Below are 16,246 nucleotides of genomic sequence, written 5' to 3'. Positions count from 1 at the left end.
AAGACGGAGTTTACGGGATGTAAATGAGTACTTTGAGCCGGTTTTTAACGCCGTATGATCGAGTGCAGGCAGTTTTCAGACAACGCGTAGGGCTCTCCTCCCCCTTCCTACGCCACCTCTCCTCCCCCTGGGAGGATTTTTCCTGCGCGATGTCGCGCGACCATGTCGTGAAACGCTACTCGACAACATGGACACGGCACATGACTCGCAACTCGACTCTCATTGGCCATCAAGGCCAGGACTGGTGGCGCGGTGCGGTTATCTACCAGATCTACCCGCGCAGCTTCATGGACGCCAACAACGACGGTATCGGTGACCTGCAGGGGGTAATCGACAAGCTCGACTACATCGCCTCGCTGAATGTCGACGCCATCTGGCTGTCGCCCATCTTCACCTCGCCGATGAAGGACTTCGGCTACGATGTCAGCGACTACCGTGACATCGACCCGATGTTCGGCACCCTGGAAGATTTCGACCGCCTGGTGGAGGCCGCCCACGCTCGGGGCCTCAAGGTCACCATCGACCAGGTACTGTCGCACACCTCCGATGCACACCCCTGGTTCCAGGAGAGCCGCTCGAGCCGTGACAATTCCAAGGCCGACTGGTACGTGTGGGCCGACGCCAGACCGGACGGCTCTCCGCCCACCAACTGGCAGTCGGTGTTCGGCGGGAGTTCATGGCAATGGGATACCCGACGCTGCCAGTACTACCTGCACAACTTCCTGACCACCCAACCCGACCTCAACTTCCGCAATCCCGAAGTGGTCGAGGCGATCCTCGGCGAGGTGCGCTTCTGGCTGGAACGTGGCGTCGACGGCTTCCGCCTCGATGCAGTCAACTTCTGCACCCATGGCGAGCTCAGGGACAACCCGCCACAGGAGGAGATCGCCGAGGGCTTCATCGGCGTGCGACCGGACAATCCCTACGGCTACCAGCAGCACCTCCACGACAAGACCCAGCCGGAGAATCTCGCCTTCCTCGAGCGGCTTCGCGCCCTGCTCGACGAATACCCCGGCACCACCAGCGTCGGCGAAGTCGGCGACGATGACTCGCTGGGGGTGATGGCCGGGTACACCCAAGGCGGCAAGCGCCTGCACATGTGCTACTCCTTCAACCTGCTGACCGAGCAAGCCGACCCGCAATACCTGCACGATACCCTGACCGAAATGGAAGCGCGCATCGGCGACGGCTGGCCGTGCTGGGCACTGGGCAACCATGACGTGACTCGTCTGGCCACCCGTTGGCAGGCCGAGGGCAACCCGGCCGCACTGCGACTGTACATGGCTTTCCTGCTTACCCAGCGCGGTAGCGTGTGCCTCTATCAGGGAGAAGAGCTGGGCCTGCCCGAGGTGGAACTCACCTTCGAGCAATTGATCGATCCCGCCGGCATTACCTTCTGGCCGGCTTACAAGGGGCGCGATGGCTGCCGCACGCCACAGCCGTGGAAAGCCGACGCCTGCCACGCCGGTTTCACCGGGGCAGAACCCTGGCTGCCGGTGCCCGATACGCATCTGGGCCTGGCGGTGGATCACCAGGATCGTGCTGCGGACTCGCTGCTCAACGCCTACCGCGACTTCCTGGCCTTCCGTCGCCAGCAACCCGCGCTGGTCAAGGGCTCGGTGCACTACCACCCGGTACGTAACGAGGTGCTGTGTTTTGAACGCTGCCATCCATCCAACGCTCCCGTTCAGCGTCTGCTGGTGGCGTTGAACTTCTCGGACCAAGCCCGGGAGCTGCCGGCTCCCCCACAGGCAATGGCCATCGAGGAAGCCCCGGCACTGATCAACGGTACCTGGAGTGACGGCAAGCTCCAGTTGCCGCCTTACGGCATCGCCATCGCTCGCTGCCCGCAATCCGATGAGGAGGTTATCCAATGGGACGTCTGACACTGAGCGGTATCGGCAAGGATTATGATGGCGTCGAGATCTCGCGGAACATCGACCTGACCATCGAGGATGGAGAATTCGTGGTTTTCGTCGGACCCTCGGGCTGCGGCAAATCGACCTTGCTGCGCATGATCGCCGGGCTCGAGGACATCACCCATGGCGAGATGTGCCTGGATGGCGAACGCATCAACGAGATCCCGCCACAGGAGCGCGACATTGGTATGGTCTTCCAGTCCTATGCGCTCTACCCGCACATGAGCGTGGCCGAGAACATGGCCTTCGGTCTCAAGCTCGCGCGCACCGACAAGGATGAGATCCGCAATCGCGTCACCCATGCCGCCGGTATCCTGCAGCTCAGCGAGTTGCTCGAACGCAGGCCCAAGGACCTCTCCGGCGGCCAGCGCCAACGGGTGGCGATCGGCCGCACCCTGGTCAAGGAACCAGCGGTATTCCTGTTCGACGAGCCGCTCTCCAATCTAGACGCCTCACTGCGGGTCGAGATGCGCGTACAGATCGCCGAACTGCACCAGCGCTTGGGTGCGACCATGATCTACGTGACCCACGATCAGGTCGAGGCGATGACACTCGCCGACCGAATCGTGCTGCTCAGTGGCGGAAGCATCGCCCAGGTCGGCGCGCCGCTGACGCTCTACCATTTTCCCGAGAGCCTGGAAGTGGCTGAATTCATCGGCTCACCGCGTATCAATACCCTGCCGGTGACGGTCATCGACCCCGGCCCACACCGCACCGGCGTGCAACTGGCCAATGGTGACACCCTGGCCGTGGCGGTGGACGGCCGTGGCTTGTCGTCTGGCGATCAGGCCACGCTAGGCGTACGCGCCGAGGACTTCGTTGCCCCCGGGCATGCCGAAGCGACGCTGCAGGCCAGGCTGACCGTAGCCGAGAAGCTCGGCTACGAGACCCTGGCGCATCTGCAGGTCGATGGTCTCGAGAGCGCTATCACCCAACGCCTGGATGGACTGGCTCATCTCGAGGAGCACCAGGTCGTTTCTCTGGGGCTTGCCGGCGAGCATTGCCACCTGTTTGGCCCCGACGGTCGCGCCTGCCCGCGGCAGGTGGAGATCCCCGGCATCTCCCGCTGACCGCTGTCACCAACGACAAATGCCCTCATCCGACACTCAGCGTTCCGTCACCGTCGCCTCATCGAGGTGGATGATGGTATGCGCATTGGTGACGCTGGTGGCCAGGGTATCCACCACCCCGGTGCGCAGCGCGCCGAGAATTCCCGCCGCCTTGGTGTTCTCGCTGGCGATGGCGATGACATCGGGTATACGCGCCAGGTCGGTAAGGCCGAGCCCGATCACTCGCCCCTGCATGGGAGTGGCCGAAGGCCGGCCATGGATGTCGATGAAGTGGCAGCCCATGATGTCACCCACCGTGCCGGAGAGGCGCGCCTCGGCGATCTCCTGGGGTGAGAACCAGCCCATGCGCACCATGTTGCTGTCCTCGCTGAGGTCGCCGACGCCGACCAGCGCAAAGTCGGCGCGACGGGCACGATCCAGGGTCTGCCTGACCGTACGGTTCTCGTAGAGTTCGTCGCGCAGCGCCGTGTTCTGTACCAATGCGGGAGCATAGAGCGTCTCGCTATCGCCGCCGAACTTCATCGCCAGGCGGCGGCAGATATGGTCGGGGTTCATGTATTCGCCGGCCCGCTGGGACCCACCGATGGCGCAGACGAAGGAGCACTTGCGTTCGCCCTGCGTGAATACATTGTCCGCCACCGCGCCGACATTTCGCCCCATGCCCACGGTGACGATACTGCCCTCCACCAGGCTACGCGCCAGATGATCCGCCACCAGGCTGGCCACTGCCGAACGTTGAGCGTCGGCGTCGCCTTGATCGAGCGCGATCAGCGCGCGCTTGATGCCGAATCGCTGCTTCAACTCGCGTTCGATCTCGGCGCTGACCGCTGGATGCTGGCGCACCCGCACATCGACGATGCCTTCCGCCTGGGCCCGCTTGAGCAAGCGCCCGACCCGAACACGGGAGATCCCCAGGCGATTGGCGATGACTTCCTGAGTCTCACCCTCCACATAGTAGAGGGTGGCGATTTCCGTCATCAGATCGATATCGGCGTTGTCCTGGCGGTCGTGCATCACGCTTGTCCCTGATGGTCGAATATCGTGGTAAATGGCGCCATACGATAGCACATCGACCGCCGACTTCCCCCTGCCCCGCCGCGCGGAACAGCGGGGCACAAAGAGCCGCAGGATGCCCGCGACAATACAGCCTTCGCCGAATCTATTCCTCCACCACGCTATCCGATGCCTGGCGATAGCTGCGCATGGTCTGCTGGTTCCAGGTTTCGAAATGCTGGTCCATGGCCTGGCGGGCCAGTTTACGGCTGCGGGCCTTCATAGCGGCGACGATGGCGATATGGGTCTCGTTGGTCTTCTCCTGGGCCCCCGGCGACTGCCGTGCCAGTACGCGACGCTGATGGAGCACCTTCTTCAGCACCGATGACAGGCCCTGGAAGATGATCAAAATGGCGGGGTTCTTGGCCATGATGGCCAGCTGTTCATGGAACTCGTAGTCGGCCTGAAGGCCTTCCATCACATCCGTGGAATTGACGATCTTGTCGCAAAGCGCTTGCAGCCTTTCCAGTTCCGGCTTGAGATGGTTGACCGCCGCTGCCTGAACGATTTCTCGCTCGAACATTTCACGGGCAGTTTCCAGATGATCGACGGAAATGTAATTCAGCCTGAGCGCCAGCTCGAAATATAACTGAATAAAGACAGGTTCCGGCATCTTGAGAAAGGTGCCACTGCCCTGCTTCCGCTCGATAAACCCAAGGCTTTGCAACACCGAAAGAACATTTCTCACCGACGTTCGGTGCATGCCGAAATGCTCGCAAAGAGCCCTTTCAGGAGGCAGCTTCAAGCGACCATCCTTGGATAAATCGGAGATGGAAACGAATTCTTTAAGCCTATCAAGAAGACTCGGATCAATAGCACTCATAAGATTACCCAATGTAGCCCCTGGCAGGGTCACCTACTCCTTTATACAGCGCCTGCCAAGGGCAGCATAGCATCACTTAGTGGATATGCATGCCACCATTAACGTCGATCGTGGCACCCGTAATGTAATCAGAGAGATCGGAAGCCAGGAACAGAAAAGCCTTGGCAACGTCCTCTGGCTTACCTAGACGATTGAGCGGAATACCTTCGAGAATCTTCTGCTTCATGGCGTCGTCCAGCTTGCCGCCTGTGATATCGGTGGCGATCAAGCCGGGAGTGACGGCGTTGACACGCACCCCAAAGGCTCCGAGCTCACGTGCCATGGCCTTGCCGAGACCAAGCATGCCGGCCTTGGCCGCACTGTAATGGGGGCCGCCGAAGATACCGCCACCGCGCTGGGCGGAAACGGATGAGGTATTGACGATGGAACCCGAACCCTGCTGCTTCATCTGCGGGGTCACTGCCTGGGACATGTACAGCATGCCACGCAGGTTGACATCGAGGATTCTATCATAGTCATCCGGCTGAATCTCATCGAACTTCACCGGCTGAGTAATGCCAGCATTATTCACCAGGACGTCGATACGACCGAACTTCTCCAGCACCGCACTGGCCACCCGCTCACAATCATCCTTGCTGACCACGTTGGCGACCAGCACCAAGGAGCGGTCCTCATTGAACATGGAACGCACAGTATCGCAAGCCTGCTCATTCACATCGGTGATAACGATGGAAGCACCATGTTCATAGAATAGCTTGGCGGTACGCAAGCCGATGCCATTGATGCCGGCTGCGCCGGTGACGATGCAGACTTTGTTTTCAAGTAACTTGGTCATGACGATTACATCTCCGATTTGATGTCATTTATCCAACGAATCGAGCGAATAATATTTTCCTCGATCTCTTTCATCGGTACTGCTGAATCCAGCCGCCAGGGCTGAGCGTCGCGATCACGACGCAGACGGAAAGGAAGCTCCAGGGAAAAGGGAATGCCCTCTTTCATCAACTTCCTGAGTAAAGGCGCCTCGTGGATATCGCCCTCGCCCAGCGTGGTGAAGACGATGCCTTCGGCAATCTTGGAACAGGACTTGATATGGAAATGATCCACCCGGGAAACCGCCGCCAGGGCATCGGCCAGAGGATCGAGGTGTGGGCAGTGGGATAGCAGATTGCCCACATCGAAGTTGACCCCAAACTCCGGGGCCTCCAGCTTTTCCAGCACCGGGGCGAGATGTGCCGAGTGATCGATCAGGTTCGCCACACGGTTGCCCGGGTTCTCCAGCAGAATGCGCATGCCGTAGTACCTGGCGATGGCGGCCAGTTCATCGGCCTGGGCCAGGAAGGTCTCGCTGGAGTCGATGCTGGCCGCATTGGTGATCACATAGGCAGCACCCAGAGCGGAGGCGAAGCGGCAGCGCGCCTCCAGCCGCTGACAGGCGTTCGATTCCCCCAGGTCGATATGGCCGGAGAAATAGCGGCACTCCTGGCCGTTGCGGCGCATCTCCTCCTGCAGTTCTCGGCCGTAGGCGGTGGTCAAGCCGTTGTCGGAGAAGGCCTCGACATACCCCTCGATAAAGGCCACCTCAACCTGCTTTACCCCGCAGCGGGCAAGCGAAGGAAAGATCTCATGGAAGCCATAGCCATCGTAAGCCGCGGTGCTCACCGACATATAACTTTCCGGCGTATTGCTACTCATCACGGCCCTCTCAGTAGATGATCAGTGCAGGCACGAAAGACACCAACAGCAACACCACCAGCGCCACCAGATAGAAGGGCAGAAGTTCCTTGACTACCGAGCCGATCCTCTCTTTGGCGATAGCCGAGGAGACGAACAGGGTGGTACCGATGGGCGGCGTGAACAGGCCGATGCTCAGGTTGACGCACATCATGATGCCGAGCTGAACCAGATCCAGGCCGATGGCATTGGCGATGGACACCAGGGTCGGGCCGAGCAGCAGAATGGCCGCGGGCAGATCCAGGAACATGCCGATCAGCAGCAGCAGCAGGTTGATGGCGATAATGATCAACAGCGGATGTTGGAGATATTCTAAAGCCCAACTGGCCACGGCCTGGGGCACACCGCCAGCCGTCAGGATATAGCCGATGATGTTGGCCGCTGCGATGATCAACATCACCACACCGGTAGTGATCACGGTATTGGTGAGCGCCGCCATGACCCTTGCGCCGTTAAGGTCACGGTAGATCAGTGCACTGATCGCGAGGGCATAAGCCACGGCGATGATACTGACCTCGGTCGGGGTGGCAATGCCGGCACGCAGCAGCACCAGAATGAATACCGGCATCATCAGGGCGGGCAGCGCGCTGAGGAGTGTTGACCTCACTTCGGCCCGCGTATGCTTCATCTTAAGCCTTGGAAAGCCACGACGCTTGCCGATGACATAGCAGGCAATCATCATCCCACAGGCCAGCAGCAAGGCCGGTATCACGGCGGCGATGAACAGGGAGGCAATAGAAGTATTGGACACCACCGCGAACAGGATCAACGGAATGGAGGGCGGCATCAGACCGGCGATGACGGAAGACGAAGAGGTAACCGCCGCACCGAAGGCCCCTGGATAGCCTTCCTTCTTTTGCCAAGGAATCAGCATGGAACCCAGCGCCGAGGCCTCGGCCACCGAGGAACCTGATACCCCCCCGAAAACGGTGGAGCCAACGACGGTCACCTGACCAAGGCCACCGTGGTACTTACCAACCAGCATGGAGGCCAGCCCGACAAGTTTCTGGCCAAGCTTCCCGGACATCATCAGGCTGCCCGACAGAATGAAGAACGGAATGGCGAGCAGCGGGAAGCTCTGGGTCGGCTGGAAGATCTTCATTACCACCATGCTCGACGGCACGGAACCGAATACCGAGAGCGCCGCCCAGCCGCTGATGACCAGGGAGTACCCCACCGGCATGGCCAGCAGCATGAAGGTGATGAAGCCCAGCAACATATGAACAGTCATAGCGCTTCCTCCCCGTGGGGGACCTGGGATGCGGTATGTTCCTCATGACCGGTCAACAACAGACCGACGTTTATCAAGGAGACGACCGCCAAAGTGGCGAATCCGGCCACAACCGCCCAGTAGGCCCAGGACATGGCTATCCCGGTGATGGGTAGCCGTTGTCCACCGGCGATCTCAATGACATTCAGGCCGCGGTAGGCGATCATCCCGAAAGCGATCACGGCCAGGGCGTTGGTGGCGAAGATCACGGGACGCCGGGCGATCACCGGCAGATGGTCGACAATCAGGTCGATGCCGATGTGCTCATTCCTGGCCGCCGCGGCGACGATGGCGCTCATGGTAAGCCAGGGAAAGAACAGGTTAGGAACTTCCGCGACCCAGCCCAGGTTGGTGGACAGGACGTAGCGGACGATTACCCCTGTCATCAAGGACAGGAACATGACCACGATAGACAGGATGGCGATCCACTTGGCTAGCTGGTAGATCGCTGCCTTGGAGCTCAGCATCAGTGAAGTGGCCGAAGCCACTTCACCAACACGGCTCCCCTCGGAGAGCTTCATCACGGGGTCCTCCTGCTCACTGAGCGTCGCCCTGGGCTGCCTCGACGACCATATCCACCAGTTCGGGATACTCTTCGCGCCAAGCGTCATAAACCGAGGCGGTGGCTTCGATGAAGGGCTGCTTGCTGACCTCGTTGAACTCGACTCCGGCCTCAATCATTTCCCCCTTCAACTCCTCGTCGGCTTCAAGTGATGCCTGTCGTTGGAATTCACCGGCCTCCAGCGCCGCTTCCTGAATGGCCTCCTGATGATCAGGAGCCAGAGAGTCCCAAACCATTTTGCTTATAAAAACAGGTGTCGATTCGTACTTGTGAGCAGTCAAAGAGATATAGTCCTGCACCTCATAAATCTTGGATGAGTAGATATTCATCAACGGATTTTCTTGCCCATCCACAACACCTTGCTGAAGAGCAATGTAAAGCTCGGAGAAGTTCATTGGTGTTGGATTGGCACCCAGGGCCTCGAAGATATCGACCGTCATTTCATCCGGTGGAGTACGAACCTTCATGCCCTCGAGGTCTTCCGGTGACTCGATCGGCTGCACGCTATTGCTGACATGGCGAATGCCGTTATCCCACAGAGTGAGCAGTACTAAGCCCTTTTCATTGGCGACCTTCTTGAGTTCGTCACCCACTTCCCCATCCATGACCCGCCACGCGGTCGGAAGTGAATCGAACAGGAACGGCAGGCCCAGCAAGTTGAATTCAGGCACTACTGATGCAGTTGCGCCCTGAGAGTTGGCACTCATCGCCAAGGTACCAAGACGCATCTGGGAAATAGCTTCCATGTCATCGCCGTACTGGGCATTGCCGCCCACATCGATCTTGATCTCACCATCGGTGGACTCTTCGACCAGTTGGGCGAAGAGCTCAGACGCCTCCCACCTTGGATTGCCCTCTGCTGCACCGTGGGCAAACTTCAAGGTCTGCTCAGCTAACGCCGAAGACGTAACGACCATTGAGCCGGCAACAAATACACTACCAATCAGTTTTTTCATGAGTAGCCACTCCACGTTATATGTTGTTGTATAAGTTCATGAATGTGCATTAATCAATGGGACTATTTACTTTTTTCACCACCTCCTGAGTCGATATTCCATAGCGATCATGCAATGTCGGCAATGCGCCGGCATCCAGGAACTCATCCGGCAAGCCGATCTGCTGGAACTTCGCCTGAACACCGTTTCGCATCAGCAGTGAAGCAATGCTTTCTCCCAGGCCGCCGACCACAGAATGGTTTTCAGCAACGAATACCGGCTTGCCCGTATGGCGACGCACTTCGGCGAGTATGGTCTCCTCGTCCAGTGGCTTGATGGTCGGGCAGTGGACCACTGTTACCGCAACATCTTTCTCTTTCAGCTCATCGGCGGCTTCCACGGCACGCATGGTCATCAGGCCGGAGGAAATGATCAGTGCGTCACCACCCTCGATCAGACGCTTGGCCTTGCCGATCTCAAAGCGGTAATCGTCGAAGCGATCCAGCACATTGGGTACCTTGCCGCGCAGCAGGCGCATATAAACGGGGCCATCATAGTCAACCATGGCCTGGACGGACTGCTGGATATCGATGGCATCACAGGGATCGATGATGGTGAGATTCGGCATGCCACGGAAAATGGCGACATCTTCGGTGGCCTGGTGGCTTGGGCCATAGCCGGTAGTCAAACCTGGCAGGGCACAGACGATCTTGACGTTCAGCTTTTCCTCGGCGATGGCCATGGCGATGAAGTCATAGGCCCGGCGCGAGGCGAAAACGCTGTAGGTGGTGACGAAAGGAATGAAGCCTTCGCGAGCCATGCCGGCACCGGCGCTCATCAGCAGCTGTTCGGCCATGCCCATCTGGTAGAAGCGATCGGGATACTCGTTACCGAAGATATGCAGGTCGGTGTATTTCGCAAGGTCCGCCGACATGCCCACGATCTTGTCATTCGACGCCGCGGTTTCCACCAGAGCGTGTCCGAAGGGCGCCGCCGTCGTCGGCTGCCCTTCCGCCGCGATAGAGGCGATCATTGCCGAGGTCTTCAACTTCTTCTTGGCTGTCATTACTGTCTCCTCACTTGATCCCGTAAGCATCGTCCAGCTGTGCCAGCGCGAGACCCCACTCGTTTTCATCCACCCGGATGAAGTGGGTCTTGTCACGGGCTTCCAGCAGCGGCACACCGCGACCCATCAAGGTGTCGCAGATGATCACGCGGGGCTTGTCAGACTCGCTGCTGACCGCGGCGTCAAAGGCCTGAACCAGTTCTTCCAGATCATTGCCGTTGACCCGCCAGGTCTCCCACCCAAATGCCGTCCACTTGTCCGCGACCGGCTCGTAGGCGAGCACCGTCGAAGACTTGTCGTCAGCCTGCTGGTCATTGACGTCGACGATGGCGATCAGGTTGTTCAGCTTCCAGTGCGAAGCCGATGCTGCCGCCTCCCAGGTGGAGCCTTCGTTCAGCTCACCATCGGAAAGCAGGTTATAGATGAAGGAGTCGCTGCTCTTGCGCTTTAGACCCAGGGCCATGCCGACGCCGATACCCAGGCCATGGCCCAAGGAGCCGCCGGTGATTTCCATCCCCGGCGTATAGGCCGCCATGCCGGACATGGGCAGGATGCTGTCATCGCTGCCGTAGTTCTCGATCTCGTCTTCCGAGACGATGCCCGCCTCGATCAGCGCGGCATAGAGCGCGATGGCGTAATGACCGATGGATAGCAGGAAACGGTCTCGCCCTTCCCACTCGGGGTCATCCGCGCGGAACTTGAGATGGCGGAAATAGGCCACCGCCAACACGTCGGCTACCCCCAGGGCCTGACCGACATAACCCTGGCCCTGAACCTCCCCCATCAGCAGCGCGTTGCGGCGGATGCGATATGCATGCCGCTTCAGCTTCTCCAGATCTTCTAACCCTACTCTCGATAGTGAAGTGCTCATTGGTCACCTCTTCTAAAATGGTTGACCAATTCAGAGTAACCCCATTCAACCCTTTACAAAATTCGACTTTTGTCTATGAAGAAGTTTATATTAACAAATTGAATTTAATGCATTTTATTGAATTACAGAGGAGAATGGTATCATGCCTGCATTTCATGCCGGATGAATAAAATGTCAACCAATTATTCGGAAGATGAGAACGAACAGGCAGATCTATAGCGCCAGCCCGATGGGAACCAGAAGAGATCGCACCTCGCTCAAAGAGAGGGGGGGGACGGACACCAACCGAACAACGGTCAGTTCTCGAGAAATGTCTCCACCTCGACGGGTGGTCCCGTCGAGGCGGATGATGGCATGGGCGTTGGTGGCAAGGATGTTGACAACGCCGGTTTTCAAGGCGTCGAAGATGGCGTCAAGCTTGCTCACAGCGCTTCAGCACTGGCACGAGGGCTCGAGTGATCATGGCCAGGGACATAGCGCCCGCATCCGGCGTACCCAGGCTCTTCTCAGCCAGTGGGCGAGCCCGCCCCATCCTGGGCAGCAGGTTGGCGGTGTCCTGCGCGGCTTGCTGAGCCCTTTCGGAGGCCTGCGCCCAGGCTTCTACCACGCCCTGACCCGATGCCACCGCCGCGGACAGGGTCTCGGCAAAGGGCACCAGTACGTCCACCAGTGTCTTGTCACCGGGCTTGGCCTTGCCGAAGCTCATGACATTATCACTAGCGGCGGACACCCCAGCGGCCAGACGCTCGGCGGCCATTGGCTGTTCGTCACCCAAGGCCTCGCCAATGGAGGTCAGGATCACTCCCCAGATCGCCCCAGAGGTACCACCAGCCTTGTCGGCCCAGCGCTCGGCGGCCCAGCGCAGTACCGTTTCGGCACCCGCACCACCGTCCAAGGCCTCCCTGGCTGCTTCCAGGCAGGCCTTGCTGCCGCGCTGCATGCCGATACCGTGATCACCGTCTCCGGCTACCGCATCGATGCGCCCCAGCTCCTCAGCCTTGTCGTCCATGGTGGACGCCAGCGCCTCCAGAGCCGCCACCGCGCCGCCGGCGAGCTGCTTGGACGCTTCGGTAGCCAGCGGAATCTCACGCTGGGTGGCACTCTCCACCTCGGCCGGGTCGATGGCCTCGGCGGGCCTCACGCTCCCCTTGCGATAGGCAGGTGTATCCGCCGGCGCCTTCCACAGACGTTCCATCTCATCGTCCAACCAGAACAGCGTCAGCGATACCCCCGCCATATCAAGACTGGTGACCAGCTCCCCCACGTCGGGCTCGACGATTTCAACACCCGCCTCACGCAGCAGTTCATCTACCCGGCGGTAGACCACGAACAGCTCTTCGTACTTGACGGTTCCGAGACCATTGAGCACCGGCACGACTCGCGCGCCCTTGAGTTCGACGCCTTCCGGCACTTCCTCGAGCAGGCGCTTGACCAGCATCTCGGCGAGGCCATCGGCGGTGGGCACATCCTGCTCGCTGATGCCGGGCTCGCCATGGATGCCGAGGCCAATCGCCATCTTGCCGGCAGGCACATGGAAGAGCGCATCCTCGGCGCCGGGCAGAGTGCAGCCATCGAAGGCGACGCCAAAGGAACGCGTGCGCCGATTGACCTCCTTGGCCACCGCCACCACCTCGTCGAAGCCGGCTCCGGACTCCGCGGCGGCAGCCGCCGCCTTGAACACCGTCAGGTCACCGGCGATGCCGCGGCGCTTGTCGAACTCGTCCAGCGAAGCACTGGCAACGTCATCAGTGATAGTGACGATCTCGCAGCGAATGCCCTCAGCGATCAGCCGCTCCCGGGCCTGGCCGAAATGCAGCACATCACCGGCATAGTTACCAAAGGCCAACAGCACGCCGCCGCCATTGTCGGCCGCCTTGGCTACCGAATAGACCTGCTGCGCCGAAGGGGACGTAAACAGGTTGCCCATGACAGCACCATGAGCCAGCCCCTGGCCAACCAAGCCAGCAAAGGTCGGGTAATGGCCACTGCCACCGCCGATTACCACCGCCACGGTGCCAGGTTCGCTGCGGGTGCTGCGCACCACCCCGCCGGGCACGGCCATCAGTTTGTCGCGATGGGCTGCTACCAGCCCCAAGCGGGCCTCTTCGGGAAAGTCACTGGGATCATTGAACAGGCGTGTCATGGAAAAATGCCCCCTAGGGTGAAAGGCAGGCCGGTCCGAAAAAGGGTCTCCACCGGCACAGCAGAATTATTCTTTATTGATAAGACTCAGACCTCACCGCCACTGAGGCGCGCCTCATACTCGCTGATCTTGGCCACCTTCTGGGCGGAAGGTCCACCGGGGAAAGACTTGCCCAGAAAAGTAGACACGATGTCCTTGGCCAACTCCGACCCCACCACGCGCGCGCCCAGGGTCACGATCTGCGCATTGTTGCTGGTCCTGGCCTTGCCGGCGGAATAGGTGTCATGGGCCTGAGCGGCACGAATGCCCGGTACCTTGTTGGCGGCGATCGCCACCCCGATGCCGGTACCGCAAACCAGAACGCCGCGATCGAAGCGGCCATCGGCAATCGCTTGCGCCACCGTCACCGCCACATCGGGATAGAGGATCGGCTCGGCATTGTAGGTACCGAAATCCTCTACCTCATGCCCCAGCGAGCGCACGTACTCGATCAACACCTCCTTGAGCTCGAAGGCGGCCTCGTCTCCACCGACGGCCACTCGTAGCGGCTTGGCGTGACTGGACATGACTGACACCTCTCTGTGTTTAAGGGAGCTTTGACCTGACCAGAGGCCATCCTCGACCAGATCCTATGATCAAAATAACACCATCTTTTCATTTGTAAAGCCATTGATCATAAGAACACCTCCTCCCCAGCACCAACCCCAAGCATAGATACCACAACTGCAGTCAGTATAAATACCGTAAAATCAACAATATACTCCACGCATCGTAAATTTTTCCTCCACCACCACCTCCTTAAGGCAATGATCGCCTTGCCTAGCACGGCTTGACACATTACGAAAAGGCATCGATCATTTGAACAAACACAATTCAAATAAACATTGACATCGAATGTCATATTGACAGGAGCCACGTCATGCCCACCCAACTCGACGCCCTCAAGCAACTCTCCCTAGTGGTCGCCGATACCGGCGATCTCGAGGCTATTCGTCGCTACCAGCCGCAGGACGCCACCACCAACCCCTCCTTGATCCTCAAGGCCTTCGAATTGCCCGGCTATCAAGCCCTGATCGACGAGGTGCTCGCTTCCGTCAAAGCGATGTCAGGCGAGCGCCAGATGCAGATTGAGCAGGCCGTCGACGAACTAGCCGTGGCCATGGGCGCGGAGATCGCCCGTGTGGTGCCGGGCCGGGTCTCCACCGAAGTCGCCGCCAGGCTGTCCTTCGACACCCAGGCCAGCATCGCCAAGGCCCACGAACTGATCGAACGCTACCAACACCGCGGCGTCTCAAAGGAGCGGGTGCTGATCAAGCTGGCCTCCACCTGGGAAGGCATTCGCGCCGCCGAGGTGCTGGAGAAAGAAGGCATCAACTGCAACCTGACGCTGCTGTTCAGCGAGGCCCAGGCCCAGGCCTGCTTCGATGCCGGCGTGTTCCTGGTTTCGCCCTTCGTCGGGCGGGTCACCGACTGGTACAAGCAGGCAACCGGCCAGGACTTCACTGCCGAGGATGACCCCGGCGTGCAGTTCGTGCGTGGCGTCTGCGAGCGGGTTCGTCAGGGCGGTTACGAGACGGTGGTGATGGGCGCCAGCTTCCGTACCACTGGCCAGGTACTGGCGCTGGCCGGCTGCCCACGGCTGACCATCTCGCCGGCCCTGCTCGAGGAGCTGGCTGCCAGCGACAGCGAGGTGGAGCGCAAGATCGCGCTGGACAGCCCCGGTAGCCCGAGCCCGGCAACGCCGCTCACCGAACCCGAGTTTCGCTGGGGCCACAATCAGGATGCCATGGCCAATGACAAGCTCGCCGAAGGCATCCGCCGCTTCGCCGAGGACCAGGCACGTCTCGAGAACCTGATCGCCGACCGTCTCGCCGCCCACTGACCACAGGAATTCCGTCATGCCGACCCGTTTTCAACTGGCCAATGCCATTCGCGCCCTGTCCATGGATGCCGTGCAGAAGGCCAACTCCGGCCATCCCGGCGCCCCCATGGGCATGGCCGATATCGCCGAAGTCCTCTGGAACGACTATCTGCGTCACAACCCAGCCAACCCGCACTGGGCCGATCGCGACCGCTTCGTGCTCTCCAACGGCCACGGCTCGATGCTGCTCTACTCGCTGCTGCACCTGACCGGCTACGAACTGGGCCTCGAGGACCTGCAGCACTTCCGCCAGTTGCATTCGCGCACCCCCGGCCACCCGGAGCTGGGCTATACCCCGGGGGTCGAGACCACCACCGGCCCGCTCGGCCAGGGCCTGGCCAACGCGGTGGGCATGGCCATCGCCGAGCGCGCCCTGGCGGCCCAGTTCAACCGCCCCGGGCATGCGATCATCGACCATTACACCTACTGCTTCGTCGGCGACGGCTGCCTGATGGAGGGCATCTCGCATGAGGTGAGCTCGCTGGCCGGCACCCAGGGGCTGGGCAAGCTGGTGGTGTTCTATGACGACAACGGCATCTCCATCGACGGCGAGGTGAAAGGCTGGTTCACCGACGATACCGCCAAGCGCTTCGAGGCCTATGGCTGGCACGTGGTGCCCCAGGTCGACGGCCATCGGCCCGACGAGGTCAAGGCCGCCATCGAGCTGGCGCGCAGTCACGACGACCGCCCCAGCCTGATCGTGTGCCGCACCGTCATCGGCTTCGGCGCGCCCAACAAGCAGGGCAAGGAGGAGTGCCACGGCGCGGCGCTGGGGGCCGACGAGGTCGCCGCGGCGCGCGAACAGCTCGACTGGCCGCATGCGCCCTTCCATGTGCCGGAGGCCATCTACCAGGGCTGGGACGCGCGCGAGCGCGGCAC

Annotated in this window: 14 protein-coding genes and 1 pseudogene; 4 read left to right on the top strand and 11 right to left on the bottom strand. The window is 60.4% G+C overall.

Annotated features, from left to right (window positions below; translation table 11 throughout):
• The first annotated feature begins 200 nt into the window (after positions 1-200).
• Both ACFOEV_RS19775 and ugpC read left to right on the top strand, forming a co-directional pair.
• Positions 201-1,886, top strand: a complete 1,686-nt coding sequence (locus ACFOEV_RS19775; protein ID WP_386776614.1) for an alpha-glucosidase — start codon at positions 201-203, stop codon at positions 1,884-1,886.
• On the top strand, positions 1,874-2,989 hold the full coding sequence (gene ugpC, locus ACFOEV_RS19770; protein ID WP_386776613.1) for a sn-glycerol-3-phosphate ABC transporter ATP-binding protein UgpC: 1,116 nt from the start codon (positions 1,874-1,876) through the stop codon (positions 2,987-2,989). Before ACFOEV_RS19775 ends, ugpC begins: the two co-directional genes overlap by 13 nt.
• Positions 2,990-3,025: 36 nt before the next feature.
• Here the strand turns inward: ugpC and ACFOEV_RS19765 are convergent, their stop codons facing one another.
• The 11 genes from ACFOEV_RS19765 to rpiB form a co-directional block, all read right to left on the bottom strand.
• Positions 3,026-4,003, bottom strand: coding sequence for a sugar-binding transcriptional regulator (locus ACFOEV_RS19765; RefSeq protein WP_386776612.1), 978 nt, complete (start codon positions 4,001-4,003; stop codon positions 3,026-3,028).
• Positions 4,004-4,148: 145 nt separating this feature from the next.
• Positions 4,149-4,865 (bottom strand): FadR/GntR family transcriptional regulator, encoded by a 717-nt coding sequence (locus ACFOEV_RS19760; RefSeq protein WP_386776611.1) that lies wholly within the window; start codon positions 4,863-4,865, stop codon positions 4,149-4,151.
• Between the two features lie 76 nt (positions 4,866-4,941).
• Positions 4,942-5,700: an SDR family NAD(P)-dependent oxidoreductase gene (locus ACFOEV_RS19755; protein WP_386776610.1), complete on the bottom strand. Its 759-nt coding sequence runs from the start codon at positions 5,698-5,700 to the stop codon at positions 4,942-4,944.
• A gap of 5 nt (positions 5,701-5,705) precedes the next feature.
• Positions 5,706-6,560: a sugar phosphate isomerase/epimerase family protein gene (locus tag ACFOEV_RS19750; protein ID WP_386776609.1), complete on the bottom strand. Its 855-nt coding sequence runs from the start codon at positions 6,558-6,560 to the stop codon at positions 5,706-5,708.
• Positions 6,561-6,570: 10 nt separating this feature from the next.
• Positions 6,571-7,830 carry a TRAP transporter large permease gene (locus tag ACFOEV_RS19745; RefSeq protein ID WP_386776608.1) on the bottom strand — a complete coding sequence of 420 codons (1,260 nt, stop codon included), beginning with the start codon at positions 7,828-7,830 and terminating at the stop codon, positions 6,571-6,573.
• Complete coding sequence (locus tag ACFOEV_RS19740) at positions 7,827-8,390, bottom strand: TRAP transporter small permease (protein WP_386777061.1); 564 nt, start codon at positions 8,388-8,390, stop codon at positions 7,827-7,829. Before ACFOEV_RS19740 ends, ACFOEV_RS19745 begins: the two co-directional genes overlap by 4 nt.
• 16 nt (positions 8,391-8,406) lie before the next feature.
• Entirely contained in the window at positions 8,407-9,387 is a 981-nt protein-coding gene (locus tag ACFOEV_RS19735) for a TRAP transporter substrate-binding protein (RefSeq protein ID WP_386776607.1), read from the bottom strand.
• Between the two features lie 49 nt (positions 9,388-9,436).
• Positions 9,437-10,432, bottom strand: a complete 996-nt coding sequence (locus tag ACFOEV_RS19730; protein WP_386776606.1) for a transketolase family protein — start codon at positions 10,430-10,432, stop codon at positions 9,437-9,439.
• A 10-nt stretch (positions 10,433-10,442) separates the two neighbouring features.
• Complete coding sequence (locus ACFOEV_RS19725) at positions 10,443-11,303, bottom strand: transketolase (RefSeq protein ID WP_386776605.1); 861 nt, start codon at positions 11,301-11,303, stop codon at positions 10,443-10,445.
• A gap of 412 nt (positions 11,304-11,715) precedes the next feature.
• Positions 11,716-13,446 carry a dihydroxyacetone kinase family protein gene (locus ACFOEV_RS19720; protein ID WP_386776604.1) on the bottom strand — a complete coding sequence of 577 codons (1,731 nt, stop codon included), beginning with the start codon at positions 13,444-13,446 and terminating at the stop codon, positions 11,716-11,718.
• An 86-nt stretch (positions 13,447-13,532) separates the two neighbouring features.
• Complete coding sequence (gene rpiB / locus ACFOEV_RS19715) at positions 13,533-14,012, bottom strand: ribose 5-phosphate isomerase B (protein ID WP_386776603.1); 480 nt, start codon at positions 14,010-14,012, stop codon at positions 13,533-13,535.
• A gap of 353 nt (positions 14,013-14,365) precedes the next feature.
• Here rpiB and tal point away from each other — a divergent pair, with 353 nt between their 5' ends.
• Both tal and ACFOEV_RS19705 read left to right on the top strand, forming a co-directional pair.
• A complete protein-coding gene (tal, locus tag ACFOEV_RS19710; protein WP_386776602.1) occupies positions 14,366-15,328 on the top strand; it encodes a transaldolase in 963 nt (320 codons plus the stop codon).
• A gap of 16 nt (positions 15,329-15,344) precedes the next feature.
• A pseudogene (locus ACFOEV_RS19705) lies at positions 15,345-16,246 on the top strand (transketolase); the annotation flags it as partial.

This window comes from Litchfieldella rifensis (genome assembly GCF_042646605.1).
Classification (GTDB): Bacteria; Pseudomonadota; Gammaproteobacteria; order Pseudomonadales; family Halomonadaceae; genus Litchfieldella; species Litchfieldella rifensis.
This window is presented reverse-complemented; position numbering and strand designations above follow the sequence as displayed.